This is a genomic window from Trinickia symbiotica (genome assembly GCF_002934455.1).
Classification (GTDB): domain Bacteria; phylum Pseudomonadota; class Gammaproteobacteria; order Burkholderiales; family Burkholderiaceae; genus Trinickia; species Trinickia symbiotica.
Genome location: NZ_PTIR01000005.1, coordinates 86283 through 111327, shown reverse-complemented (window position 1 = coordinate 111327; position 25045 = coordinate 86283). Strand labels below are relative to the sequence as shown.

Sequence of the window (25045 nt, the reverse complement as noted above, 5' to 3'; positions counted from 1 at the left end):
GATGGATACACGTCTTTCCGCGCAAGACCTGCGGACTCTTGCCTCCGGGCTTCAGCACAACCGGTTGCTCAAGCTGAAATTTCCGAAAGGCGACGCGCCCTACGACGTTTTGCTCGTCAATCGCTTGGAGGGAAATGAGTTCTTATCCCGCGATTTCGAATTTTCCGTCGAGATACTGTCCGATAACGCGCAGCTCGACGTTAACGATTTCACGGGAAGATTGATTTCTGTCCAATTGCTACGCAATGACGGCAGCGTGCGGTATTTCAGCGGGTACATATTCGCGTTCCGGCATCTCAAAACCGATGGCGGCATTGCGTTCTACGAGGCGCAAGTCGGGCCATGGCTGCGCTACCTGAAATACCGCAAGAACAACCGCGTGTTGCGCGACATGAGTTTGCGCGGTCAAGCGGCCACCTTGTTCCAGGATTACGGCGCGCTGCCCATGTGGGATTGGCGAGTGCGCGAGGCGGATCCGCCCATGACGATGGCGTGCCAGTTCGATGAGGACGATCACAACTACTTGCATCGGCGGTGGGAGCACGCGGGCCTGACGTACTGGTACGAGCATGCGGCCGACTCTCATCAACTCATCGTGGCGGACCCGACGCGAGTCGTGCCCGCGATCGATGGCGAGACGCCCGCCATCGAGTTTCAGGACGAGGCGGGATCGCTCGAGGCGGACGGCATTGCGTCGTGGTCGCCGATTCAGCAGGTGACGTCCACGCATACGGCGCTGACGCGGGCCGACTTCAAGAACCCGGGGATCAACCCGGGCATGGTTTCGGGCGTAGCCGATGCGCAGATCGACGGCTGGAACGGCCGGGGGCCGAAGCTAGAGTGGTACGAGTACGCGGGGGCGTACGGCTATCGCGATTCGCGCGATGGCGCGCGGCAGGCTGCGCGCCGGATCGACGCAATTGCCGCTGGTGCCCGGCAGTTCGCCGGCGCGGGCAACAGCCGCTTCGTCATGCCGGGCCGCTGGTTTCGGCTGACCGATCACTATGGCTCGTCCTTGAACGGCGCGCGGCAAGACAGCGAGTTTCTGATCGTCTCGGCTCGCCAAGTTGCGACGAACAACTACTTGCAGGGGACGAGCGCCGCGGCGACGTATCGCAACGAATTCATCTGCGTCAGCCGGGGCACCCCGTGGCGGCCACCGCGCGGCTATAGCAGCGTCGACACGCGGATTCTCGCGCCGCAGACGGCAACTGTCGTGGGGCCACCGGGTGAGAGCCTCTATACGGATGAACACGGGCGCTGCCTGGTGCGCTTTCAGTGGGATCGGGAAGGGACGAACACCACGTGGGTGCGCGTGTCGAGTGCGTGGGCCGGCGGTAGCCAAGGGATGGTTGCGCTGCCTCGCATTGGCTCGGAAGTCATCGTGCAATGGCTCGACGGCAATCCCGACCGTCCCGTAATCACGGGACGCGTGATGAACGCGAAGAACCTCGCTGCTTGGCAACTGCCGCAGCAGCGCGCGCTCACCGGTATCCGCAGCCGCGAGCTGAACGGCGATGCGGGCAATGCCGCATCGGGCCGCAGCAATCATTTGCTGTTCGACGACACGGCGAATGCAATTCAGACGCAGCTACGCAGCGATCATGCGGCCAGTCAGCTCTCGCTGGGCTGCATCACACGCATCGAGAACTGGTGGGGGCGCCAGGATGCGCGAGGTGAGGGTTTTGAATTGCGTACCGATATGGCCGGCGCGATTCGCGCGGCGCAGGGGCTGCTGATCTCGACAGACAACCGTCCGGGCGCGAAGGGGCGAATACTCGACACCCAAGAGCTCGTTGGTCAACTCGAAGCGGCGCTCGCAATAGCAAAGCAGCTCGCGGACCTCTCGTCGAGTCATCAGGCCGAAGGCACCGACACGGGCCCACAGGAGAAACTGCTCGACAAGTTGAAGCAGTGGGACACCGAAAAGCCGGGCGGCGCCGCGCTCATCGGTGTATCCGCGCCCGACGGCATCGCGCTGGCGAGTCCGCTCAACATCGTTGCCTCGGCCGGCAGGCATGTGGACGTTACGGCAGTACAGGACGTCAACGTGAGCACGGGGCGCAAAGTCATGATGCGGGCGGCGCAGGGGCTCTCGGCGTTCGCGAAAGCAGGCATGAAACTGATCGCCGGCACCGGCGACGTCGCGGTGCAGGCACAGCAAGGCAAGACCGAAGTAGGCGCATCCGAGCGTCTGCACCTGTATTCGCTCAAAGACGTGCTTATCGAAGCACCGAACATCGTACTGAAGGCCAACGGCGTCACATACTCGCTCGGCGACGGCAAGGTGCTCGCCTCGTCCAGCGGCGAACACAAGATCGAAACATCCAAATTCACTTTCACGGGCGGCGGAGGCGGCAGTCCGGACTTGCCGCATATGCCGGCCTCGACGATGAAAACGAATGAACAGTTCGCGCTCGCCAATCGAGCCGGTCAGGCGTTGCGTAACACCGAACACAAGGTGTTCGACGAGACCGGCGCGGTGCGCGACGCAGGCAAGCTTGGCGCGGACGGCGCGAACCAGACGCTTATCGAGGATACGCAGATCCGCCCGCTCACGATCCGCCCGACTCCCTGACTTTGTTCTGATCCGATTGATCTATGTCCAGCCCAGTTGCCGAAGCCGCTCCGGTTCAAAAGCAAGCGGTGCGTCGCGTGCCGTTGCAATTCGATGAAAACGGTGATCCGATTTTCAATAGCGTGACCAGCCCCGAGTGTTTCAAGGTGCATGCGCTTGGCGTCATGCCGCCCAAGCATGTGATTCCGGTGATATTCGTGCCGGGCATTATGGGTACCAATCTACGTGCAAACAGGGAAGCTGAGCACCCTGGAGCCCCCGCCTGGGTGCCGCCCAATGGCGCGGTAGCCGGACTTGGGGAATTTGGGCGCCGGGTGCGTCAGAGTCCCAGAGCACGCCAAACTCAGATGAGCCCGGATTTGGTCGAGGTTGACGATCGGGGCAAAGTTTCGCTTCCACGTGGCCTCTTTACGCTGACTGAAGAAGAGGCGAAAGTTCGTGGCTGGGGCGAAGTGCATTTCGACAGCTACGGAAGGATCCTAACGGCGCTGGAACTAGCGCTCAACGACCAGTATGTCGACGCAGGTATGGGCGGCTCGGAAATGCCAGTTTGGACCGTCGCCAAGACGCTGAAAGACAAGGACGGCAAGGACGTACTGAGGGAATGGAAGCCCATTAAAGGTGCTGTTCCTCCGTTAAACGACGCTGAATTTCGAAGGCTCGCCGATTACTACTTCCCGGTATGGGCCTGCGGTTACAACTGGCTGGGCAGCAACGAGGACTCGTCAGATCTTCTAATTGACCGGATCAACAAAGCAATTGACTGGTATAAGCGCGGGAAGTACTGGATTCCGGTAGAGAAAGCGATCGTTGTGACTCATTCGATGGGTGGGCTGGTTGCCCGGCGTGCGGCGCAAAAGGCAGGTGATCGGATCCTCGGCGTTGTCCATGGTGTGCAGCCCGTGGGTGGAGCGCCGGTCGTGTATCGGCGTTTCAGGGCGGGTACCGAGACGGGGGGCGTGTTCGACATCATGGGTTCGATCGTCGCGGCAATCATTGGCTGGGACGCTGCTGATATAACGTGCGTGATGGCGAATTCTCCCGGGCCGCTGGAACTGTTGCCCACTAAACACTATCCCGCGGGTTGGCTCAAGTTCGAGCAGGAAGAAAACGGCCAGACGATGCCGCTAATGCCACCACTGCCTGTCGCGGACCCGTACTCTGAAATCTATAACAAGCGGGTACAGGACGTCTGGTGGGGAATGATCGATGAAACGCTGATCGACCCAGCGGCGCTTGTGAAGAAAAAGAACAAGACTGCCATGGAAAGCTATGGTGAAGCAATTACTGCAGCATGCGATTTTCACGACAAGCTGCAACTCTATTGCCACCCAAACACCTACGCATACTACGGCAGTGACGGTAGGCAGGTTGCGTTTAGCAATGTTCGATGGGTAACGCGAAACGCTGTCCCACCGGGGGCGGAGCGTGCTTTGCCCGCGCTTACGGCGGATTCGTTCACGAAGCTGGGCGAAGCGACGTTAAAAGTGCTATCGCACAAAGTATCCTTTTCCCTCGCCAACCGTGACGCTCCGACGTCGGACAGCGACCCATCTTCAGGAGACGGCACGGTCCCTGGGCCATCAGGCGCGCTTGTGGCGGACGGGCCGGGCACACAGAACGTGTTCCGAATGAAAGGATTTGATCATCAGCACAGCTACGACAGTGACATCGTGCAGGAGAATGTGCTGTACTGCATTGCGAGGATTGTCCAAGATGCCCCGCGTGTGGAGGAACTGCCGGCGTGCAAGGAATACCAATGAGAACCATGCGCTTCGCCATGGCGCTTTGCGCCAGTCTGCTTACCCCGATCTGTTATGCGAAAGAGCCTGCAATGAGCGATACCAAAACCTACTGTATCGGACGTTTCCTAGTAGACGTACCCGCAGACGCAGAAATCAACGGGCAGGCATACGAGTACATGTTTGGACGAATCGACTCTACAGCATCGACTGAGAGTGAAGAACACTTCGCGCAGGAGATGATCCAGCGCGGAGCGGAACTTCGCGCGGGGCAGCACAAAAAGCAATATGCGTTAACGGGCGTAAAAAGTCCTTCTACGAGTATTCGAATCTTCGAGCTTTCTCGGACGCTACTGACCGGGCCATCAGTAGGTGTCGAGGCGTATAAATGGGATAACGGGTACGTGTTTTCGATGAAGGAAACAGGCTTCGATCTATCCCGATACTCAAGCGTGCTGTCTACTCTTGAAACCGAGCTGCTCCCGAATCTTCGGGCGCGCACCACCGATGAGGTCCCGTCGCAGCCAGGCTTCTGCCTCAAGAACGGATTCATCGCAAATGACGGTAAGACTGCTCAGTACGAGGAAGCCGGAATGAGCTTCAGGTTCTCTCGCTGGCCTGGCGTGGTGGTCACAGTGAATGTGAGCACAACAACGAAGGCGGGCGAGAAGACTTTGCTACAGCGAATTGATAGCACCCCGGTGCCGGCTGTGCTACAGGGCGTAATCGTCCAAATGAAGACGCTCCGAAAAGGGAAGCGTGAGGTGAATGGGCGCGAGGGCGAGGAAGTGTTGTGGACGTTTCCGACGGAGGAGGGATTCCGCACGCATCAGTTCCAGTGGGAAGCGCAAGGCACATTGGATCAGCCGCTGAGGCCGGATCTTACCGTCGAGTTCGAAAGCGGAGCGCGGGGCGCCAATGGCGCGCCACAACGCCCGCGCCTGTCCGATGAGGAGGCGATTCGCGTCTTCGACGCTATCGTAAATTCTGTCCGGTTACGCCCCGCAGATGGCGGCAAGGTCAGCGAGAGTGGGCCGTCGACAATGTCGCCACTTGGCACGCTGGCGCAAACAGGCACCCGCTGCCCGCAGACCGGTTGGTGGACCTGTCCGGAGGCTGCCGCTAACCAGATCGAAGGGGGCCGTCGCCAACGCTTCGAAGCGGGTAACGCGATGCCGGTCGTACACGTGCTTGCCAAACAGTCCTTCATTGAGCGGATGACAGGCCGGCAGCAGAAGCATAGCGTCAACACGGTTTGGAAGCTCGTCGCTTATGACGGGAGTGCGGTGAGCGGTGAATCTATTCCTCCGGAGCACTGACACACAGCAGCGACAAGTTCGCGGATATCTTTGACAGCACGGGCGCCGTGTCGGACATCGCATCGCGAAAAATCGCACAACTCCGACAACTGTCGCCGAGCTTCCACAGTGCAAGGAGTGAAATGCCCGTTGCCAAGACATTGATGGTGCTGTGCGCCAGCTTCGTTACCCTGACTTGCCACGCGACAGAGCCTTATATGAGCGACACGAAAACCTATTGCATCGGCCGATATCTGGTTGACGTTCCGGCTGACGCAGAGATCAACGGGCAGTCGTACGACTACAAGTACGGGCGGATAGAATCGTCTGCAGTAGTGAATGCAGTCGGCTTTCAACGACAGATGGCACATCGAGAAGAAGAACTACGGGCGGGTAAACAGAAGGATGGCTATAAGCTGAAAGGCGTGTTACGTCCTGCACCCACCACGTGGATCTTCGAGCTTCAGCAACAGCTTCTGATGGGGCCTTCGGTGGGCTTCGAGGCTCACAAATGGATTGACGGTCAGGCGTTTAAGCTTTCCCAAGAGGACACGCTTGACGAGAAGTATGAGCAGATAATTTCTATCGTAAAAACAGACGTGTTTCCAAGCCTTCGCGCACGTCACGCACAGGAGATTCCCACCGAACCCGGCTACTGTCTGAAAGCCGGTTTTATCGCCAACGATGGCAGGACATCGCAGTTCGAGGATGCGGCGATCAGTTTCAAGTTTGCTCAATGGCCTGGAGTCCTCGTGTCCATCGAAACGATGACGGTCACCAAACTTGGCCAGCCTTCCCTGCTCCAGCGTATCGATAGCGGTGGGATGCCGGACGTTTTCAAGAATCTGGTGAGTCAGATTCGGATATTGCGGCGCGGACCGCGCACGATCAACGGGCGCGCGGGCGAAGAGATTTTGTCGACCCTTCCTACGGACGCTGGCTATCGCCTGCATCAGTTCCGATGGGAGGCCGATGGTACGGAAGTTAGCAACGGGCTCAAGCCGACCATTACAGTCGAGCTGGAAAGCGGAATTACGCAAGACAACGGCGTTCCGACGCGTCCATTGCTTACGGATGACCAAGCTATTGCGCTCTTTGACGCTGTAGCCAATTCGGTTCGGTTGAGGCCGGTGAGTACCGCGAATGTTTCGGAGAATCAAGGCTCGCCCAACGCGCCACTTGGCACGCTGGCGCAAACCGGCACCCCTTGCCCACAGACCGGTTGGTGGACCTGCCCCGAGGCTGCCGCTAACGAGATTGAAGGGGGCCGTCGCCAACGCTTCGAGGCGGGTACCGCGATGCCGGCCGTACAAGTGCTTCCCAAGCAGTCCTTCATCGAGCGGATCACGGGCCGCCAGCAGAAGCACAGCGTCGACACGGTTTGGAAGCTCGTGGCCTATGACGCAAGCGCAAACAGCGATCACGGGAACAGTCGCTGAGTCCAACGGAGAACAATCGTGAAGAATGTCATCCGAGTTGGCGATTCGACGAGTCACGGCGGTGTCGTCGAAACGGGTGCGAGCAATTTTTCCGTTGACGGTCGGCCGATTGCACGCGTGGGCGATCGATGTTCGTGTCCGATCAACGGGCATCAGGACTGCACGATCGCAGAAGGCGATCCGAAGTTCGTGATCGAAGGCCGAGCGGTTGCCTTCGACGGCCACAAGACGACCTGTGGCGCGACGCTGCGATTGAGCGCGACGAATTTCGGCGGTAGTTGAGCAGTTTACCCCTCAGTTTGACGCCGAACGGAAAGCATTCGACTCAGCCACAGGAGATTAGAGCGTGGACGAGCGCTTAATGAAGAACTGTGTCGGCAAGCCAGTGCCTGAGTGGGACATTGCGCATCGCCTGCCCATTGATCGACCGGTAGGACCCGACATCCAGGAGACAGGAGCGACCTTCCGGATGAATTCCGTCTACATGGATGTGATTGAGCCTTCTTTTCTAGAGAAGCAATGGTTTATTGCGGCGGCAGCGATGGCGTTTGCGGCCATAGGCATAGGGCCATACATGTACGACCCGGGCGACGTCATAACGAACTGCATGGCGTTCATTATTGCTGCTGGGTTTGCGGGGTTAACATGGAAACTCGGTCGCGGCCTTTTTTTGGGTTTGTGCCGTCGCCCGATCCGCTTTCATCGCGGCGAGCGCAAGCTGTACCTAATCCGCAAGCGTCGCTTCTTTGCCAAGCCCGGCGAAGGCGATGTCGTGTGGGAGGTGCCCTGGACGAAAGACTCCATCTTCTGCCTGCACCGGGAAATTACGACGTTCGGCAACGTGTTTCACATCCGGCACTACACGCTCGACGAGCGTGACAACGTCGCGCGCGTATTCTCGATCGGTCGCGAATGGATGAGCGAGGCCGAGGTGAAGCTGCTGCTCGCGCAGTGGAATTACTGGTGCCACTACATGAATAGCGGCCCGGCGGACTTGCCCAAACCGATGTTGTTCCATACGGAAAAAGAGACCCCGCGCGAATCATTTCTCTTCTCGTTATACGGCGTCGGCCTACGGGCGCCGGTCCTGTACCGCATCATCATGATGCCGTTCATCCTCGTCTTCACGGTGATGCGCATCATCGCCAACGCAACCTGCCGCGATCCGATCTGGCCGGACGCAATCGAAGGTATTAGTACCGTCGCGCCCGGCGATCCTTACGCGGAACCGCGCGAGGGCACACCGGTGGGTTGGGAGCAAACAGTTCTCGCTCAGCGTCGCGGCGAATATCCGGATGATCCGAAGGGCAAGGTCGATAACTGGCAAGGGGAGCCAAACGGCGCTGCCAATGCCGACTTATGGCTGCAAGCTCGACCGCCGCGAAGTTTCGCTGAAGCGTGAGCGACGCGGTAACTGATTGCCTTCCCGTTCAGGAGAAGGTGTTGTAGAGCATCGCGAAAATCGCACAACTGGCGATCCCTGTCGCCGAGCTTCCTCAGTGCAAGGTATGAAATGCACGTTATCAAGACATTGACGGTGCTTTGCGCCAGTTTCATTACCCTGACTTGCCACGCGAAAGAGCCTCACATGAGCGACATAAAGACCTACTGCATCGGGCGGTATTTGGTTGACGTTCCTGCCGATGCTCAGATCAACGGTGAAGACTACCGGTACATGTTCGGCCGCATCGAATCGGAAGCCACCCCATTCGATACAGAGTCGTTTAACAAAACGGTGGACCGGCGTGCGGATGAGCTACGCGCGAGCAATGAGGACAAGGGGAGGACGCTGAAGGGAGCCATCTCCGCGACGCCGACAGCAAGGGCATTGATTACGTCGGAAAACGTGTTCGGTTCAAAAAACTATGGCTTCGAGGCGTACTGGCTCGCCCAACACACACTCTTTACGCTGAAAGCCATGGACATGGACGAGGTCGTGTTCGAAACAAAGGTATTGCCGAATCTCCAAAACCAGCTCTTGCCACATCTACAAGCGCGCTCGCAGGAAGAAACGCCGACCCAGCCCGGCTTCTGCCTGAAAGACGGTTTCATTGCAAACGATGGCACGACCTCCCAATTCGAGAACGCCGCAATCAGTTTCAAGTTTGCACAATGGCCTGGCGTGCTCGTTTCCGTCGAGACGATGACTGTCACCAAACTCGGGCAACCTTCCTTGCTCCAGCGGGTCGATGGCGTCGGCCTGCCAGGCGCTTTCATGAACCAAGTGAGTCAAATTCGGATATTGCGGCGCGGACAACGCACAATCAACGGCCGCGCGGGCGAAGAAATCCTGTCGACCCTTCCTACGGACGGCGGCTATCGCTTGCATCAATTTCAATGGGAGGCAGACGGTACCGAAGTCAGCAACGCGCTCAAGCCCACCATTACGGTCGAGCTGGAAAGCGGAATGACGCAAGAGAACGGCGTTCCGACTCGCCCGCTGCTTACGGATGAGCAAGCGATTGCGCTCTTCGACGCCGTAGCCAACTCCGTTAGGTTGAGGCCTGTGACTACCGCGAAGGCCCCCGAAATTCAGGACTCGCCCGTCAATCACTAAATCATCGACGGATGCCCAACGGAATAGGGGTTATGCACCGCATCGCGTTCGAGCACGGCGAGCAGCTGCTGCGTGTGCGCATCGACAGTGAACCGCGTCCGAAACGTCCCCTCGGCTCTTGCACGCATCTTCGCGCGCTCGGCTTCATCGAGCGCGAACCATCGCCGCAAATTGCGCGTAGCACCCTCCACGGTATCAGGCGCAACCAACCCAGCCCCATCGGCGGCCACCTCACGCCAGATATTGACCTTATCCGAGATCAACACAGGCAGACCGCAAGCCAGCGCCTCCACGACGGCAATCCCGAAGTTCTCCTGATGCGACGGCAGCGCAAACGCATCGCTTGCCCGGAAGGCTCCCCACTTGAGATCGCCTTCAAGCATCCCCGTCCACGTGACCCGTGCATCGACACCTTCGCGCGCCGCTACAGCGCGCAACTCAGCCATGACCTGATCCTCGCCCGGACCGGCAAAAACCAGATGCGCCTCAGGCACATCGCGCGCGATCGCCGCAAACGCCTGAACCAGCAGATCGCAGCCCTTCTTCGGATGAATGCGCCCGAGGAACAGCAGAATGCGCTTGCCCACCAGCTCCGGGTACGCCGCGCGAAACGCCTCAAGATGCCGCGCCATATCCGCAGGCGGCTTCCCTGTGCCATACGAGACCACCTGCTCGCGTGCGCGATAGAGCCAGAACGACCGCCGCGCGAGAACGCGCTCCTCCTCGGTCGTGAATAGAACGGCCTGCGCATCGCGCAGCACGCGGTATTCGGCCCACGGCCAATAGAGCCATTTCTTCAGATGCTTGAGCGGATACGTGCGCTTGAACCACGGATCGAGCATGCCGTGCGGAAACACGTAATAACGCACACCGAGCCCGCGCAACGCCTGCCACGCGGAAAAGCTGTGATATTGCCAAAGGCCGTTGACGATGACGGCATCGAAGCGCGGTCCGTGCTCGCGCAACCATGGCACCACATGCGGCGTGCGCCCATACTTTCCTTGCCCAGGCCCCAGCGCCGCAACGGGCAGCGGAAAATCCGCGCGAAACGCGGCGAGGAATGGCGCATCGGGCGCGTCGAGCGAAGCCGTCTCGACGCGGTGTCCAAGCGCCGCGAGCGCTAGCGCGCTTTGCCGTACGCCCTCGGCGGGGCCGCCCGCTCGAGGGTCCAGCGTGGCTGTCAGGTGCAGAATTCTCATTTCAGTACGCGTGGGTAGCCCCGAGCGTGCCGAGCGCCCCGTCGTCGGGGGCAGTAAACGCAGGGAGCGTAGGGGTAGTTTTCAATCAATCGGCTCAACTCGGCTCAACTCGGCTCGATACGCTCGTCGTCACCGGCGACCGCGTCCGCGGGCGGGCGTGCTGCGCCAGGCGCCGGCGCCGGACGCATGCGCGGCGGCGCCACGAGGCGCGGCTCGAGCCGCGGCGCATAGTCGCCGGGCACGGAGGGACCGACTCCACCCGGGCCGTCGTCGCTGTCGCCGCCGATGGGCTGCGGCGGTACCGGCGCAGGGCGCATTCGCGCGCCGAGTCGCCGAAGCTGAACGTGCATGGCGACCATCAGCCCAAGCGACAAGCCGAAGATAAGACCGGAAAAGCGCGGACCGAGCGGATTGCCGCCGATCGATGTGGCCGGCAACGCGGCCGTGAGCAGAATCGCGCGGCCGAGCACGGGCAGATAGGGCGCATTGGGGACGGCCGCGCGCCATCGCCGGTACGTGATCAATGCGCGCATCAGGGCATAAAGAATGGCGAACGGCATCGCGATGCCGAACAACAGCCCGCCCGCGAAGAATTGATACACCCAGAAGTTGTGCCCCGCGGCCCAGTCATGCTGCGCGTAGAAGTCCGTCTTGCTCATCTGGCCTTTGAGGTCCGGCAGGTAGGCGGGCGAATAGCGATATTCGTGACCATAGCCCTCGCCGATCAGCTTCGACAGCGTGGTCGACGTCACCTCGTCGTACTGGTACTTCATCTCGGCGAGACGGGTGATCGTCGTCGGGTCCTTGCCCGTCGTCGTGTCCTTCTCGGCATAGAAAAGGCGCTCGGTCCAGTGCTGGGCGACGTTCGGGAAGAACGACATCGCGCCGATTGCCATGGCCCCGAGCAGGATCGATGCAAAGGTGGCGCGCAACATCGCGCGCACGACATATTGGATCGAGGGCGCGCTCATCCAGATGGCGAGCACGAAGAGCAGCGCCGTGCCGACGAGCAGGCTGCGCGTCACGCTCAAGAGTTCGATGATGACGGTCGCCATGAAGATGCCGAGCGTCAACACAGTGAACCGCTTGGCGATGACGAACTCGTGCAGCAGCACGGCTTGCAACCCGAGGAACGTGGCGGACACGATCCGATAACGCACATCGGCGAGCGGGCCGCCCGTCGCCATGCCATAGACGAACGTGAAGGCGAGGCTGATGACGTTGGCCCAGAAGATCGCCTTTTCGAACTGCTCGATGCGCGCTTCCTGCCACGGCCGGCAGGCGACGATGAAGCCGAGCTGGAAAAGCACGAACGGCAGCAACACGCGCAGGTATTGGCCGAAGTCGTTCCCTTTCACCAGTTGCGTGATGATGCTCGCCGGCACGGCAAGCACGAGCGCGAACGAGACGAACGCCCGCAGGCGCGAGTGCTCGGCGAAACGGGGCGCGATGAGCATGAGCATCGCGCCCGCAAAGAGTGTCGGCACGGCGAGCAGGATCTGCGCGAGGTGGCTCGACGTGTCGCTGACCGCTTTGTAGTCCATCGCGAGCGGGCAGATGAAGAGCCAAATCCACAGACTGGCGTACAAGTTGTTGCGCGTTGCACGATTGCCGGCAAGCGTCGGGTGATAAGGCACGGCTGCCATCGGATCGGTTCCCTTTCGTTGCATGGGCGAGACGGTCCGTGGTGGGTTTCCTCGGAGCTGCAAGGACCGGTTTTTCCAGCCGACTATAGCGCCGCACACCACCCCGAAATGCCTGATGGCGGCTCGGCACTATCGTTCGGCGGACTCGGACAGACAGAATGCTGCGCCGCGGCACGCTCGCCCTCTGACGGTCACGCAAATACCGAGCAAGGTTGTTGCGTTGTCCGCGTTCGCAGCGAAATTGGCGGACGCATGCGGGCGGCTCATCGGAAGATCGCAGCAACGACGAGGCGTGCTTCACGCGTGCCGCCCACGGGCGGTGAGCGGCATCGCAAGGAGCACTGGAGACTCCGTCTCTACTCGCTTGCTCACAGACCCTGGGCATTTGCTCGTAACAAGAAGGGGCCAGATACCATGAATAATCTGTTCGGGGGAGCCAAGGCGATCGTGCGAAATCGGACGATCGAACTGGACTTCCTACGTGGCATCGCAATCATCGCGGTAATGGGGTATCACTTCCATTACGTGGATACCGGCATTCGGCTAGTCCCGATCATCGAATATCCGTTTACGCATTTCGGTCGTGAGGGCGTCAACCTGTTCTTCACGTTGAGCGGCTTTCTCGTCGGCGGGCTGCTGCTGCGGCAATATGCCGATACGGGCAAGGTCGACGCGTGGACCTTCATCGTGCGCCGGATCTTCAAGATCTGGCCCGCCTACTACGTTCTGATCGCGTTTCACGTCATCGCGCACCACCATCCGACGAGCACGTTTCTCTGGCAGAACTCCCTGCATTTGCAGAACTATCTCGGCACGTCGATCAAGCAGACCTGGAGCCTTTCGGTCGAAGAGCATTTCTATCTGTTGCTGCCGGCCCTGCTGTTCTTGTTCGCACGCTGGCGTCTGCGCGCCAACGCGATCCTGGGGGTGCTCGGCTTCATCTGCGTCCTGGTGCTCGTCGCGCGCTCGATCGAGGTGGCCGGCGGCGGGATCGACCAGGCATTCTTCTATACGCAGTACCGCATCGACAGCCTGCTCGCCGGCGTGATGCTCGCGGCCGTCTATTGGATGAAGCCCGATCTCTATCGGAAGCTCGCGAGCCGCAAGGGCTGGCTGCTCGCGATCGTCACTTTCCTGATGGGATGGCTGGCCTTCGCGACGAAGCACATTCCGCTCGACGAGAGTATCGGCTATACGATTCAGGCGTTCGGCTATGTGGCGCTCATCGTCCTGATGCTCGAGCATTCGGGCACGCTCGCGCGCAACTGGCTTTTCCGCGCGGTGGCGTGGGTCGGCGTCTACTCGTACGGCATCTATCTGTGGCACTCCATCGCCTTCACGCCAGCCGACATCCTGATCGCGAAGGCGACTGCGCTGGGTTTGCCGAAGCTCGTCATCTGGGCCGCCGCGCTGACCCTGCAGACGACGATTGCGATCGGGACGGGTTGGGCGACGACACGTCTCATCGAATTCCCGTTCCTGAAGATCCGCAACGCACTGTTCCCTGCTCCTCGCGCACTCGTGGGCAACGATGGCGTCACGACGGCGCCTGTGCCGATCGTGCCGAAACCCGCCGAGGACGAAGCGACTGCTTCGGGGGCTGCCGGCGAGAACGCGCGTCCTCCTATCGTCGGTGGCCAGACGTTGTGACAGCGTCCTAGACGAATAAGAGGTCGAGAAGGAAGAGATAGCCCCTGCGCTCCGCCAGGGGCAAGCGAGCGGCGCGGCCCTAACCTGACTTGTGGCCGCCGCCGTCTCGACCTTTTTATTCCATTGCTTCCCGCAGCGTTTGCTTGAACTGCTCGAGCGTATTGCGTTCGAGCAATTGCTCGTGCGACGGGCCACCGAGTGCGGTACTTGCGGCAGTAGCGGCAGTAGCGGCAGTAGCGGCGCTCGACGGATCGTCGGAGCGCTTGTCGTCGAATACGTTCTCGACGGCGCTGACGATCGCCTGGGGTGAGAGATCGTCGATCACGGGGCCCATCTCGCCGCTGCGGCAAAACCAGCCGATGAGCCCGTCTGCCGTTGCAATGACGGGTTTTTTGAATCGATACGCCTGCACGAGCACGCCGCTCATTCCGTAGTGACCTTTGTACCCGAGCCAGACCGCATCGCACGCGGAAAAGAGATCGAGCTCCATCTCGTTCGTCACGAAGAGATCGAGCAGTACCGGTGCCGGCTTGAGGCGCTGCGCATGAAACGCGAGGAATTCGCGCGTCGCGGCGTCCTGCTCGCCCGCAACGACGAGCGTGGGGGCTTGCGCGGCGCGCTGTTCGTCGCGACTCATCTGCTCGAGCGCCGTGACGAGCTCGCGGATGCCCTTGCGCTCGGTGATCGATCCGTAGACGAGCAGATGTGGGCCGCTCGACAATCTGAGCCGCTCGCGGGCGCGCGCGGGATCGTCCGCGCGTGCGTCGGGAAACGGATCGGCGAGGTACCGGATCGCCGCGCCGCGCGAGCCGAGCGCGCGCGCACTCCATTCCGGCAGCGTCGGGTCGATCGACAGCAGCGCGCGAATGCCCGGCGCGCGCATGGCCCGGCGAAAGAGAAGCGACTTGACGGTATTGGCCACCTTTTGGTCGGGCGCCTTCACGCCGACTTTCCTATGGTGGAACGTGGCGCGCATCGTAATGCCGATCCACGGTGTTTCGCCGAACGGAGAGCCGAGGAACGGCAGCGCATAAAGAAAGTAGTCGACGTACGGCACGACGACGAGCGCCACCGGTTGAAAGTCGCTCAGAAGCCCGTATGCATACCGGAAATAACGGTGATAGCGAACATACTGAATGCGCTCGAGCCGCGACAGCGCGTTGCGCCACGGCTCGGGAGGATCGACGAAGGCGATCTCGAGATCGTTGCGGCCAGCCGCCACGATCTTGCGCGCGAGCCGATGATCCTCGTTGCGCGATTCCGTCACGATGAGGCAGCGATAGCCGGCTTCCGTATAGGCTTCGGCGGCCCATTGCGCATAGCGCCACCGGTGTCCGGTGAAGTTGGGCTCGATGATGAGCACGCTTTCCCGCATGAGTTTGGCCTGCGCCGGTGGCTGCAACGTCTTGGGGACTGCCTCGGGAATGGCATGTGCTGCTGGGGGGGAGATTGCATTGGTCATCGCGTATTCGATTGTCGCGCGCTGGCGCGTCTCGTAGTACCGATGGCGAAACACTAGCACCGGCGCAAAGCTGAGGGACGCCAATTTACTGGTGCGTTGGCGGAAAAAGACAGGGGATGCACGAAGGCTGGCGTGGAATGCCTATTTGATGGCGCTTATTGCTGCCGTCTACACGCTACTTTGTCCTCCACCAATCTTTCAATTAAGTAGGATTTGCCATCGTGAGGCCACGTGAGTGATTTGTGGGGCAGGGAAGTGAGAGCAGGCAGGGTCGCGGCTTTGTCGGTGCGCGCGAGCCTCGGTGCGAGCGCCGCAACGTGGGTGCTGCTCCAACAGGTGGCGGTGCGCGGGCTCGTCGCAATCAAGTTTCTTGCGATCGGGCGCATCCTCGGGCCGGCCGCGATCGGCAGCGTCAGCGTGGCGCTGCTGGCCGTGGCGATTGCCGAGTCGCTCTCCGACACAGGTTTGGCGCAGGCGGTGATCCAGGGCCGCGAAGCCCCCACGCGTGACGAGCTTTCGGCCGTCTGGACGACGCTCGTCGCGCGCGGCATCTTCGTGGGGCTGTTGCTCGTCGCGCTCGCGCCGCTGATGGAGAGTCAGTTTCATATGACGGGCGAGCTGTTGCTGCTGCAACTCGCCGCTTTGCTGCCGCTCATTCGCGGCATCGCGTCGCCGACTTACTTCGTCATTCAGCGGGAACGCCGCTTTCAGCACATCGCGTTCGTCGAGATTGCGGCGGCGATGGCCGACTGCTCGGTCGGCCTTCTGCTCGCGCTCGGGGGCGCCGGCGCCTACTCGGTGCTGATCGGCATGGCGCTCGGCGAGGCGTTGAAGAGCACGCTCACGTGGGCAACGATGACGCCGCGGCCGCCGCTGCGCGTGCGCTGGCACGGCATCGGCCATTACGTCGCGTTCTCGCGCTGGATCTGGGCGAGCAGCGTCGTCAATCTCGTGCTCAACCAGTTCGACAAGATCGTCGTCGGCAAGATGCTCGGGCCGGCGCAACTCGGCGCCTATCAAATGTCTTCGCGACTTGCGCAGATGCTGCTCGCCGATGCGGCAATCGCGATGTCGCAGTACCTCTTCCCGACTTTCTCGGCGCATCACCGCAGCGATGCCAAAAAGGCGGCGCGTATTTTCAAGCTCTATCTCGCGGCCGCCGTCGTCGGTCTTGCCGTCGTCGTGCTCCTGCTTCGCTGGCTCGCCGCGCCGCTCTTCTCGCTCGTGCTCGGCGCGCAGTGGATGTCGGCCGTGCCGCTCTTTCGCATATTCGTCATCAACATGTCGCTCGGTGCGCTCATCGCCGTGCTCGTCGCCTATCTGCGCGCCGTCGGCGATGCGAAGGCGGCGACGCACGCGTCTGTGATGCAGGTGATCGTGTTGTTCTCCGTCGTGCCGCCCGCGACGCATTATTGGGGCGTAACTGGTATCGCCTGGGGCATGACGGCAGGACTCGGAACCGCTGTTGCGTGGATGCTTTATCGAACGGTAAAGGCTCGCTGATGTTGCGCATTTTGCATCTTGTCCTGGCGCCGCGGCTGTCGGGCGCCGAGGTGCTCGCCAAGGAACTCGCGGTGCACCAGCGGCGCGAAGGCAACGTCGTGTGCGTGACTTCGCTCCTTCCCGAGCACGGCGACTTCGCGTCGCTGCGGGGGGAACTCGCCCATAACGACGTGGCCTGTCGCTTTCCGCGCAAGCGCCATTCGATCGCGGGCAAGCTCTGGCATCTCTTTCAGGTCGTCCGCTCGATGCGGCCCGACGTCATCTTCGCGCACGCGACGATTCCGGCCTTTTATGTACGTGCGTTGCCGATCGCCGCGCCGATCGTCTATGTCATGCACTCGGCGACGAACGATTTCGAGCGCCAGCTCTTTCGGCGCGTCGAGCGCATTCTCTCGGCGCGCGCGCGGGCCGTCGTCGGCGTCTCGAGGACGAACGTCGAGGACTACCTCGCCAATGTCGGGCCGCACCCGCTGATGATCGTGATTCCGAACGGCGTCGACACGGCTCGCTTTCTGAACCACGTACCGCCCGACGACGTGGTGCGTCAGCCGCAGATCGTGCAGATCGGGCGCTACACGGAAGTCAAGAACCAGATACAGACCGTGCACGCCTTCGCAGAGGTCTTGCGTGAGGCGCCCGACGCTCACCTGGTGCTATGCGGCGTCATAGAAGACCCCGACTACTACGCCGCCGTGGTCGAACTCGTCCACAAGCTCGGGCTCGGCGAGTCGGTCGTCGTCGAAGGTCCGCGCACCGACGTCGAGAAAATGCTCGCCGAAGCGAGCGTCTTCGCGATGCCGTCCTATTCGGAAGGTCACAGCATCGCGTTTCTCGAAGCCCTCGCGTCGGGCATTCCCATCGTCGCGAGCGCCATTGGGCCGTTCACGTTCGCTCAGGATTTTCCGGGCGTGCAGCTTCTCGATACGGACGATACGGCCGCTTATGCGCGCGCGCTGCTTAGAGCGCTTCGGCAACAGCGCGCGGCGCGCGAGCTCAAAGGCCTCACGCTGCAGGACTCGGCTGAGCAATATCTGGCCGTGGCGCGGCGCGTGGCGCGGCATCGGGATGCGGAACTTCGGGTCTGAATCGGACGCTTTTGCGGCTCGCAGCTCGCAGCTCGTCCGATGGTTTCGCGTGACTCGATTCGATCGCGGCATCGAAGCATCAGATCATGGCGAGTCGCAATCCGACGAGCACGAGCACCGCGGCGAGCAGATTGCGCAGCAGCGCTTCGGGCGAGCGCGAGGACAGGTGACTGCCGACGGCGATGCCGGGCAGAGAGCCGATCAGTAGCGAGAGCAACATTGCACCATCGACCGATCCCAGCAGCCAATGACCGATGCCCGCGACGAGCGTGAGCGGCACCGCGTGCGCAATGTCTGAGCCGACGATGCGTGACGTCGGCAGCCTCGGGTAAAGCAGCAGCAGTACGGTCACGCCGATCGCGCCGGCACCGACCGATGTCAGGGAGACGAGCACGCCGAGCACGGCGCCCGTCACGATCGTCCAGAAGGCCGTGCGAGCGGGCGATTCCTGACGCTGTCCGGCGTTCAGGCGGCTGGCGAGGGCGGTCAGTTGCGGACGCAGCACGAGCGCGAGTGACGTGATCAGCAAGGCCACCCCGAGCACGACTTGGAGAAAGGCGGTCGACGCAGGCGAATGCGTGGTGTAGCGATGAAGCAGCCATAACGTCACGGCCGCCGCCGGCACGCTGCCCGCCGCGAGGCGGCCCGTCACGCGCCAGTCCACCGACCCCTTGAAGCCGTGCACGAGCGTACCGGTGGCTTTGGTCACCGCGGCGTAGAGCAGATCGGTGCCGACGGCGGTGGCCGGATGCACGCCGAAGAGCAGCACGAGCAGCGGCGTCATCAGCGAGCCTCCGCCGACGCCCGTCAGCCCGACGAGGAAGCCCACCGCAAGGCCGGACAGCGAATAGAGCGGATCGATATGGGGCAAAACCATGTTTTCGATAAGGAGAGCCGCGCGTTGCGGCGCAGGTGGTGATTGAAACGATCGGCCGCCGCGGGCATCGCGACGCAAATTCGGGCGTCAAAGACCGCCATTGTCGCAAAACCTGCGAGCGGGCGCTTGTTTTGCTGCTGGGAAAAAAGGTTTTGTCCAGCCGCCCCTGTGGCGAGCGGACCGACTGAAAGGTACTACAAGTTGGCGGATGGGCCAGAGAGGCGCGCGATAATTTCGTGCAGGCGCAAAGGCGACTGTTCGGCGCATATGAATGATGATTGCCGAAGCCTCGCGGGGGGGCGAAGCGGTGGGGAATAGGGGACGAGAAAGACACTATGCGCATACTTCAGCTGATCCTTGCGCCTCGCCTTTCGGGCGCTGAGATGCTGGTCAAAGGCATCGCGATCGATCATCAACAAAGCGGACACACAGTCTGTATCGCTTCGCTGTTGCCTGCGCACGGCGACTTCGCGCTCGCCGCCCGCGAGCTCGCAGCCCATCGCGTCACATGCGTTTTTCCGTCGCGGCGCTACGAGAAGCTTGGCCGCCTGCTTTTTCTCTATCGCGCCATCCGGCGTTTCAAGCCCGACGTCATCTTCGCGCATGCGACGATACCCGCGCTCTACGTGCGGGCTTTGCCCGTTCGAGTGCCGATCGTCTGGGTCATGCACTCGGGCGTCAACGACTTCCTCGAAAACAATCTGCTCCAGCGTGCGGAACGTCTTTTGTCGCTGCGTGCGAAGGCCGTCATCGGCGTGTCGCAGAAAAACGTCGATGAATATCTGAAGGCGATCGGCCGCCATCCGGCGCTCGTCGTCGTGCCGAACGGCGTCGATGCCGCGCGCTTTCGCAAGGCGCTCAACGACGAACGTATCGCGGCCGGCGACGAGCAGGAGGGCACGAGCGCGCCGGCCCCTTCGAAGCGGGTCGTGCAGGTGGGGCGTTATATTGCGGAGAAGGGGCAGCTCCAGACGGTGCGCGCGTTCAAGCGCATGCTCGACTTCGAGCCCGACGCGTGCCTCCTGCTGTGCGGCGTGATCGAGGATCGCGCCTATCACGATGCTGTCTCCGCGCTCGCCGATGAACTCGGCATCGCTTCGCGCGTCGAGATCAGAGGGCCGCAGGGAAACGTGGACGAGATCCTTGGCACCTCGAGCGTGTTCGCCATGCCATCTCGTTTCGAGGCGCACAGCATTGGCTTTCTCGAAGCGCTGGCATCGGGGATACCGATCGTCGCGAACGCGATTCCCTCGTTCAACTTCGCGCGCGGCTGGCCCGGCGTGCAGCTCATCGATACATCGGATACCGAGCGTTACGGGCGCGCGCTTGCCGCGGCGCTCGGCGAGCCGCGAACGGAGCGGCCGCTCGAAGGAATGACGCTCGAGGACACCGCCGAGCGTTATCTCGCGATCGCACGCCAAGTGATCGGATAAAAACCGGTCCGGTCGGGCTCGCTGAGCAGGGCGGCCCAACTGCGCGTCTATTGCAGCCGATCGAGGCGCAGCGTTTCCGTATAGCGGCCCGGCAACTGCGAGTAGCGCTCGAGCGAGCCAATCCGTTTGCCTTGCGAGTCGAGCGGATAGGCGGCTAACGCGGGCGCGCCACCCGTGAAGTGGAATTCATCGAGCGGTGCATTCGTGCGCTCGAAGAGCGCGACGACCGGCGTCCGGCCACCTGTCGCGTCGCGGGGCGTCACGAGGGCGGGCAGCATATCGGCCCACGAGACCTGGGCGATCGTTCCCGCATGAGTGGGAGCCGCGAATCGCCGACCCGGCACAATCGTCCAGACGTCGATGTTCGCGTGGTCCACGGTGTCCGGTTGGCGCGCGCTGAATACAACGAGGCCATCAAGTCCGCCATCGCTCTGGTTTGCCTCATCGAGCGGGCCCACCGCGATCTTCGCGCGCTCGAACGGCAAACCGGCGAAACGCTGCCTATTCGATGGCGCGGCGAATGCCCGGCCCGAACTTGCAATCGACGAAACGGCTAGTGCGCCGTCGCCGTCGTCAACCGCGATGAGCCCGGTGCGCGACGATCCATGGACGCGTGCCGCGAAGAATTGTGTCGCGGGTGCGAGCGGCGCTGCCGCGCGCCATAACGATGGGGCATTGCCCGTGCCGCCTCGGCTCGTCAGCACCCATAAGTCGTCGCCACGGCCGTCCGGCCTGATTTGGGCCGCCATCACGTCGGCACGTCCGTCTCCGTCGAAGTCGCCCGCCACGTATTGCTGCGCGCGTTCGGGCGCGAGTGTGGGCGTGGTCTTGTACCAGAGGCGCGGTGCGCCGAACGCGCCACCTTCGTTCGGCAATAGCCAGAACGCGGTGCCGCCGTCCTCCGCCGGCGCGATGGCCATCAGATCGGCTCGGCCCTTTCCTTCGAAGTCGGCGAGCAGAAACCGCGTGGAGTCGAAGCAAAGCGCATCGCCGCGACAGGTCGGCACGATGGCCTTGCTGTCGAATGGCACAACGTTGCCGTACCAGCGGGTCGCGTGCGCCTCCGGTGCAAGCGGCGCGACCATGACGTCGAAGCCGGGGCCGTCGCCGCGGCGCTCGACATAGACGGCGCTCGGCTCACCGTCGCCCGTCACGTCGCCATACATCGCGGCCGACAAGCGCAAGTCCGTCCAGCGCGAGTGCGGCGTCATGGTCCAGCGATAGTCGGCCGTTCGCGCGCTGCAGGCGGCCAGGGCGGGCGCGCCGTCCTTCTCGCCGAGACAGTGGTTGAGCGGCGTGCGCACGATGCCGAAGTCCCAAGGCGTGAAACGCTGGGCGATATCGCTCGCGTCGCACGGTTCCTCGACGAGCGTGGCGCGGCGTTCGGCCACGCAGCGCGACGAGGCGACGCTCACGAGCGCCGCATCGTGCGCACTGCCGGGATAACTCGCCAACGGTCGCCAGCGCCATTGCTGCGCGAGGCTGCCGTCGCAGGCCGCCAGCCGCGGCGATGCCGGGCCGCCCGTCGCGTTCGGACCCGGCTCGGCGAGGCACTCGCTCGTTCGATCGTTGACGAGGCTGACGGGGGGCATGCCGTCGCCGGCCTTGCCGTCTAAGAAATAGCGGCGTGCGACCCAGTCGCCGTTCCATTCGTATTCGCCGAACACCTGCTCCGTGCTGCCGCCATCGCTGTCGATCGCGAAGTAGCTCGCCACTTCGTCGCGCTTTCTCTGCGTCTTCTCGGCCGGCACGTTCGCCGGCAGCGCGCTCGTCACATAGGTGAGGTGATAGACGATCGGGGCTTTGGTGCCGATCTCTCGCGCGGCTTCACGCGTGATTCGCGCTGCGTAGATGTGGTCCGGGTGTTCGAGGAACGGCAGGGTATCGGGATTGAGCGTATAGATCTCGCTGGCGCTCGAGAGGATGTCGCCTAGCGTGGCGATGATGTGGGCGCGATCGTAATGCGCGGCGATGCGGCTGCCGCTCGCGTGGTTGTCGGCTGTGTTGCTCGTACCACGGGCATTCCCTTCGGTCATCCCACCGGGATTCCCTCCGGTCATCTCACGGGGATTCCCTTCGGTCATCCCACCGGGATTCCCTTCGGTCATCCCACGGGGATTCCTTTCAGTCATCCCACGGGGATTCCTTTCAGTCATCCCACGGGGATTCCCTTCGGTCATTGGGTAAGTGGCGATCGTTTCGCCTTCGTCCCACAGCAACCCGAGCGGCACGCGCCCGCCGCGCACCTGACCGCCGGGCAAGCGCACCTCGAGCAGCACGACATGCGGTGCCGCGTTCAAGACCATCCTGTGCACGGGCTCGCCCGCGATCCAAACGGTCGATTCCGTCCATTGGTCGGGCACGCCGGCCATTCGCGCATAGGCCTGGCGGACGCCGCGCTCGCGCGTCAGCACGTAGCCGAAACTCGCATTGTTCGCGCCGCCGATGAGATGAACGGTGACGATGCACCAGCCCGCGCGCAGTCGATCGGTGATGCCGGGATTGACGAAGAGGAGGTCGTCGTCGAGGTGGGCGACGACGGTGACGAGCGTGCCGGCGCCGCAATCCGCCGGCAGCCGGAACGGCGTGGCGGCCTGCGCGGCCGGCGGCGACTGGAAGTACCGCAACGCGATGAGATCGGAAAACCCTAGTGTGCCGATGAGCAGCGCGAGCACGGCGAACCAGAGCGAAGCTGGCAGCGGCTTCTTCGATGGCATGAAAATTCCCCCCGGAAGGCGGCGCGCTCCCGCCGCCGCCAAGGCAAGGAGCTTACCGTGTCGTGCCGGCGCCGCGTGTGTCCGCCTGTGCGCTAGCCCTCATATGCTGACTACGTATGCGCATGCGATTGCTCCGCCGCGCGCGGCTGCGTGAGCGCGCTGACGATGAGCAGCACGATGATGTTCAGCGACAACGCGACGAGCCCGATGTTGAGATCCTTGAGCTTGTCGGGCAGGAACGGGAACCACGAGCCGATGCTCGCATGCGTCAGTGTCGTGATGGCGACGATGGCGACCCCCGCGACGATGCCGGCGAATGCGCCTTGTTTCGTGACCCAGCGCCGCGCCGCGAGGCTTGCGATGACGGCCGGGAACAGTTGCGTCACGAAGCTGTAGCCCATGAGCAGCAGCGCGACGATCGTTTCGCCGCCATGCAGCGTGAAGCCGACGGCCACGAGCGCGATGATCGGCACGAGAATGCGCGCGACCTGACCGACGCGCGCATCAGGCGCGGCGCGGTCGATCGCGCCGCGATAGATGTCGTTGGCAATCAGCGTGGCGGCGGCATTGAGGATCATCGAGCCCGGCACGAGAGCGGTCAGCACGCCCGCGGCGCCGATCACGCCGACGAACCAGGGATCGAACGTCTGCAGCGAGATCTTGAAGAGCGACAGGTCGATATCGCTGCCTTTGAGTCCCGGGACTTTCAGCACCGCCGAAAAGCCGACGATGAAGACGAACAGCAGGATCAATTGGTAGATCGGCAGAATGGCGGCGTTGCGCCGGAAGACGCGCTCGTCGCGCGCCGTGAAGCACGAGGCGAACGTATGCGGCCACATGAAGAAGCCGAGCGCCGTCAGCAGCACCGTGGACTGGAACCACGACACGCTCGAGCCTTTCTCGGGGAACGAGAGGAAGCCGGGCTTGGCCGCGTCGATTGCATGGAACATCGATCCGATGCCGCCGTAGTAGTGGATCGGCAGATAGATGCCGAGGAAGAGAACGACGCCGAGGATCATCAGATCCTTGATGACCGAATTCCAGGCCGAGCCGCGCACGCCCGATATCGTGACGTAGGCGGTCACGACGATCGCCCCGATCCAGATCGCGGCGGCCGGGGGAATCGCGCCGTAGGAGGTCGTTTCGACGATGATCCCGAGCCCCTTGAACTGCAGGACGAGATAAGGGACGAGCGCGACCACGTCGACGACCGCGACGAGCACGCCGAGCGCGTGGCTCGAATACTTGCTCGACAGAAAGTGCGGCTGCGACACGAGCCGGTTCGCCTTGGCGTAGCGCCAGATCGGCGGCAGCAGCCAGTACGAGATGATGTAGGCGAGCGTGGCGTAAGGGAGGATATAGAAAACGGCTGCGCCCTTGCCGTAGGCGAAGCCACTGCCGCCGAGGAAGGTGAACGTCGTGTAGATTTCGCCCGCCATCAGCAGAAAGACGAAGGCGGTGCCGAAGCTGCGGCCGCCGACGGACCACTGCTCGAGGTTCATATCGTGCCCGTGACGGGCGCGCACCCCGAGCACGAGGGCGAGCACGGTAAAGGCGGCGATGATGAGAAGCGCGCTGCTCATGAGTGGACCTCCTCGGCAGCTTTGCCCGATACGCGGTTGGCCGGGTCGAGCCAGTAGACGACGGCCATGATGATGGCCGTCAGCACGACCCAGGCGACGATCCAGGCCAGCACGAGCGGCATGCCGAGCACGAGCGGTTCGACGCGATTGACGAAGGGGACGCCGACGAGCACGCCGATGAACGGCAGCGCGGCGAGCAACCGAAGCAACATGGTGGTTTCACTCCTGGAAGGCCAGTTGGACGACGAAGAGCGCACTTGCGTCACGACTCTATGC

The 25045-nt window shown here is 62.3% G+C and carries 18 protein-coding genes; 11 read left to right on the top strand and 7 right to left on the bottom strand.

Features of this window, described 5'->3' with window-relative positions; all coding sequences use genetic code 11:
- Position 1 precedes the first annotated feature (1 nt).
- The 7 genes from B0G57_RS09840 (at position 2) to B0G57_RS09810 (ending at position 9614) form a co-directional block, all read left to right on the top strand.
- The gene (locus tag B0G57_RS09840; protein ID WP_018442443.1) at positions 2–2578 is read left to right on the top strand and encodes a type VI secretion system Vgr family protein; all 2577 of its coding nucleotides are present in this window, start codon (positions 2–4) and stop codon (positions 2576–2578) included.
- 23 nt (positions 2579–2601) lie between these two features.
- Positions 2602–4341, top strand: coding sequence for an esterase/lipase family protein (locus B0G57_RS09835; RefSeq protein ID WP_018442442.1), 1740 nt, complete (start codon positions 2602–2604; stop codon positions 4339–4341).
- Positions 4338–5639 (top strand): T6SS immunity protein Tli4 family protein, encoded by a 1302-nt coding sequence (locus B0G57_RS09830; RefSeq protein WP_102607169.1) that lies wholly within the window; start codon positions 4338–4340, stop codon positions 5637–5639. Before B0G57_RS09835 ends, B0G57_RS09830 begins: the two co-directional genes overlap by 4 nt.
- A 122-nt stretch (positions 5640–5761) precedes the next feature.
- Entirely contained in the window at positions 5762–7057 is a 1296-nt protein-coding gene (locus tag B0G57_RS09825) for a T6SS immunity protein Tli4 family protein (protein ID WP_018442440.1), read from the top strand.
- A gap of 18 nt (positions 7058–7075) precedes the next feature.
- On the top strand, positions 7076–7339 hold the full coding sequence (locus tag B0G57_RS09820; protein WP_018442439.1) for a PAAR domain-containing protein: 264 nt from the start codon (positions 7076–7078) through the stop codon (positions 7337–7339).
- 64 nt (positions 7340–7403) lie between these two features.
- Complete coding sequence (locus B0G57_RS09815) at positions 7404–8459, top strand: DUF6708 domain-containing protein (RefSeq protein ID WP_026229997.1); 1056 nt, start codon at positions 7404–7406, stop codon at positions 8457–8459.
- Between the two features lie 186 nt (positions 8460–8645).
- A complete protein-coding gene (locus tag B0G57_RS09810; protein WP_018442437.1) occupies positions 8646–9614 on the top strand; it encodes a T6SS immunity protein Tli4 family protein in 969 nt (322 codons plus the stop codon).
- Here B0G57_RS09810 and B0G57_RS09805 read toward each other — a convergent pair.
- Entirely contained in the window at positions 9611–10813 is a 1203-nt protein-coding gene (locus B0G57_RS09805; RefSeq protein WP_018442436.1) for a glycosyltransferase, read from the bottom strand. The genes B0G57_RS09810 and B0G57_RS09805 overlap by 4 nt on opposite strands.
- A gap of 104 nt (positions 10814–10917) precedes the next feature.
- Complete coding sequence (locus B0G57_RS09800) at positions 10918–12483, bottom strand: hypothetical protein (RefSeq protein WP_408646704.1); 1566 nt, start codon at positions 12481–12483, stop codon at positions 10918–10920.
- A 390-nt stretch (positions 12484–12873) separates the two neighbouring features.
- On the opposite strand from B0G57_RS09800, the gene B0G57_RS09795 reads away from it, so the two are divergent.
- Positions 12874–14109, top strand: a complete 1236-nt coding sequence (locus tag B0G57_RS09795) for an acyltransferase family protein (protein ID WP_018442434.1) — start codon at positions 12874–12876, stop codon at positions 14107–14109.
- A gap of 115 nt (positions 14110–14224) precedes the next feature.
- Here the strand turns inward: B0G57_RS09795 and B0G57_RS09790 are convergent, their stop codons facing one another.
- The gene (locus B0G57_RS09790; RefSeq protein WP_026229996.1) at positions 14225–15484 is read right to left on the bottom strand and encodes a glycosyltransferase; all 1260 of its coding nucleotides are present in this window, start codon (positions 15482–15484) and stop codon (positions 14225–14227) included.
- A 342-nt stretch (positions 15485–15826) separates the two neighbouring features.
- Here B0G57_RS09790 and B0G57_RS09785 point away from each other — a divergent pair, with 342 nt between their 5' ends.
- Positions 15827–17074 carry an oligosaccharide flippase family protein gene (locus B0G57_RS09785; RefSeq protein ID WP_026229995.1) on the top strand — a complete coding sequence of 416 codons (1248 nt, stop codon included), beginning with the start codon at positions 15827–15829 and terminating at the stop codon, positions 17072–17074.
- On the top strand, positions 17074–18159 hold the full coding sequence (locus B0G57_RS09780; RefSeq protein WP_018442431.1) for a glycosyltransferase family 4 protein: 1086 nt from the start codon (positions 17074–17076) through the stop codon (positions 18157–18159). Before B0G57_RS09785 ends, B0G57_RS09780 begins: the two co-directional genes overlap by 1 nt.
- Before the next feature lie 79 nt (positions 18160–18238).
- On the opposite strand, the gene B0G57_RS09775 is transcribed toward B0G57_RS09780, so the two are convergent.
- Positions 18239–19036, bottom strand: coding sequence for a sulfite exporter TauE/SafE family protein (locus B0G57_RS09775; protein WP_018442430.1), 798 nt, complete (start codon positions 19034–19036; stop codon positions 18239–18241).
- A gap of 335 nt (positions 19037–19371) precedes the next feature.
- Here B0G57_RS09775 and B0G57_RS09770 point away from each other — a divergent pair, with 335 nt between their 5' ends.
- A complete protein-coding gene (locus B0G57_RS09770) occupies positions 19372–20469 on the top strand; it encodes a glycosyltransferase family 4 protein (RefSeq protein WP_018442429.1) in 1098 nt (365 codons plus the stop codon).
- Positions 20470–20516: 47 nt separating this feature from the next.
- On the opposite strand, the gene B0G57_RS30870 is transcribed toward B0G57_RS09770, so the two are convergent.
- The 3 genes from B0G57_RS30870 to B0G57_RS09755 form a co-directional block, all read right to left on the bottom strand.
- Positions 20517–23186 carry a PIG-L family deacetylase gene (locus B0G57_RS30870; RefSeq protein WP_018442428.1) on the bottom strand — a complete coding sequence of 890 codons (2670 nt, stop codon included), beginning with the start codon at positions 23184–23186 and terminating at the stop codon, positions 20517–20519.
- A gap of 110 nt (positions 23187–23296) precedes the next feature.
- The gene (locus B0G57_RS09760; protein WP_018442427.1) at positions 23297–24769 is read right to left on the bottom strand and encodes a sodium:solute symporter family protein; all 1473 of its coding nucleotides are present in this window, start codon (positions 24767–24769) and stop codon (positions 23297–23299) included.
- Positions 24766–24981 (bottom strand): DUF3311 domain-containing protein, encoded by a 216-nt coding sequence (locus B0G57_RS09755; protein WP_018442426.1) that lies wholly within the window; start codon positions 24979–24981, stop codon positions 24766–24768. Before B0G57_RS09755 ends, B0G57_RS09760 begins: the two co-directional genes overlap by 4 nt.
- Positions 24982–25045 lie beyond the last annotated feature (64 nt).